General features: G+C 59.8%; 1 protein-coding gene. It reads left to right on the top strand.

Translation table 11 applies throughout. The annotated features are described in order from the left end of the window. Positions 1 to 1886 (top strand): ribonucleoside-diphosphate reductase subunit alpha (locus tag D8V06_RS07475; protein ID WP_130930716.1); only part of this gene is annotated, 1886 nt, incomplete at both ends.

Raw genomic sequence — 1886 nt, 5'->3', positions numbered from 1 at the left:
TACTTCATCCACAAGGATGGCGTGCGTTTCGAACTGCCGCAGATCTTCTTCATGCGCGTGGCCATGGGCCTGGCGATCGAAGAGAAGCACAAAGAAGACCGTGCGATCGAGTTCTACAACCTGCTGTCGTCCTTCGACTACATGTCGTCGACGCCGACCCTGTTCAACGCCGGCACCCTGCGTCCACAGCTGTCGAGCTGCTACCTGACCACCGTGCCGGATGACCTGTCGGGCATCTATCACGCGATCCACGACAACGCCATGCTGTCGAAATTTGCCGGCGGCCTGGGCAACGACTGGACGCCGGTGCGTGCGCTGGGTTCGTACATCAAGGGCACCAACGGCAAGTCGCAAGGCGTTGTGCCGTTCCTCAAAGTAGTGAACGACACCGCTGTGGCCGTGAACCAGGGTGGCAAGCGCAAAGGCGCTGTGTGTGCCTACCTGGAAACCTGGCACATGGACATCGAAGAGTTCATCGAGCTGCGCAAGAACACTGGTGATGACCGTCGTCGTACCCACGACATGAACACCGCCAACTGGATCCCTGACCTGTTCATGAAGCGTGTCTTCGATGACGGCAAGTGGACCCTGTTCTCGCCATCCGAAGTACCGGACCTGCACGACCTGACCGGCAAGGCCTTCGAAGAGCGTTACGAGTACTACGAAGCCCTGACCGAGTACCCGGGCAAGGTCAAGCTGTTCAAGACCATCCAGGCCAAAGACCTGTGGCGCAAAATGCTGTCCATGCTGTTTGAAACCGGCCACCCATGGCTGACCTTCAAAGACCCGTGCAACCTGCGCAGCCCGCAGCAGCACGTCGGCGTGGTCCACAGCTCGAACCTGTGCACCGAGATCACCTTGAACACCAACAAGGACGAGATCGCCGTTTGCAACCTGGGCTCGATCAACCTGCCGAACCACATCGTGGGCGGCAAGCTCGACACCGCCAAGCTGCAACGTACCGTCAACACCGCCGTGCGCATGCTCGACAACGTGATCGACATCAACTACTACTCGGTGCCGCAAGCGAAGAACTCCAACTTCAAGCACCGTCCGGTCGGCCTGGGCATCATGGGCTTCCAGGATGCGCTGTACCTGCAGCACATCCCTTACGGCTCCGATGCTGCGGTGCAGTTCGCCGACACGTCCATGGAAGCTGTCAGCTACTTCGCGATCCAGGCGTCCTGCGACCTGGCCGACGAGCGTGGCGCCTACGAGACGTTCCAGGGCTCGCTGTGGTCCAAGGGCATCCTGCCGCTGGATTCGCAACAGATCCTGATCGAAGCCCGTGGCCAGAAGTACATCGATGTCGACCTGAAGGAAACCCTGGACTGGGCACCGGTACGTGCCCGCGTGCAGAAAGGTATCCGTAACTCCAACATCATGGCCATCGCGCCGACCGCGACCATCGCCAACATCACTGGCGTATCGCAGTCGATCGAACCGACCTACCAGAACCTCTATGTGAAATCGAACCTGTCGGGCGAATTCACCGTGATCAACCCGTACCTGGTTCGCGACCTCAAGGCTCGCGGTCTGTGGGACTCGGTCATGATCAACGACCTGAAGTACTACGACGGTTCGGTGCAGCAGATCGAGCGCATCCCGCAAGAACTCAAAGAGCTCTACGCGACCGCGTTCGAAGTGGACACCAAGTGGATCGTCGACGCGGCCAGCCGTCGTCAGAAGTGGATCGACCAGGCTCAGTCGCTGAACCTGTACATCGCCGGCGCTTCGGGCAAGAAGCTGGACGTGACCTACCGCATGGCTTGGTACCGTGGCCTGAAAACCACTTACTACCTCCGTGCCCTGGCCGCGACCAGCACCGAGAAGTCGACCATCAACACCGGCAAGCTGAACGCTGTTTCCAGCGGCGGCAACCACGG

This window comes from Pseudomonas sp. Sample_24, from assembly GCF_004307605.1.
Lineage (GTDB): Bacteria > Pseudomonadota > Gammaproteobacteria > Pseudomonadales > Pseudomonadaceae > Aquipseudomonas.
The sequence above is the reverse complement of the archived record's forward strand: the minus strand, read 5'-3'. Positions and strand labels throughout refer to the sequence as shown.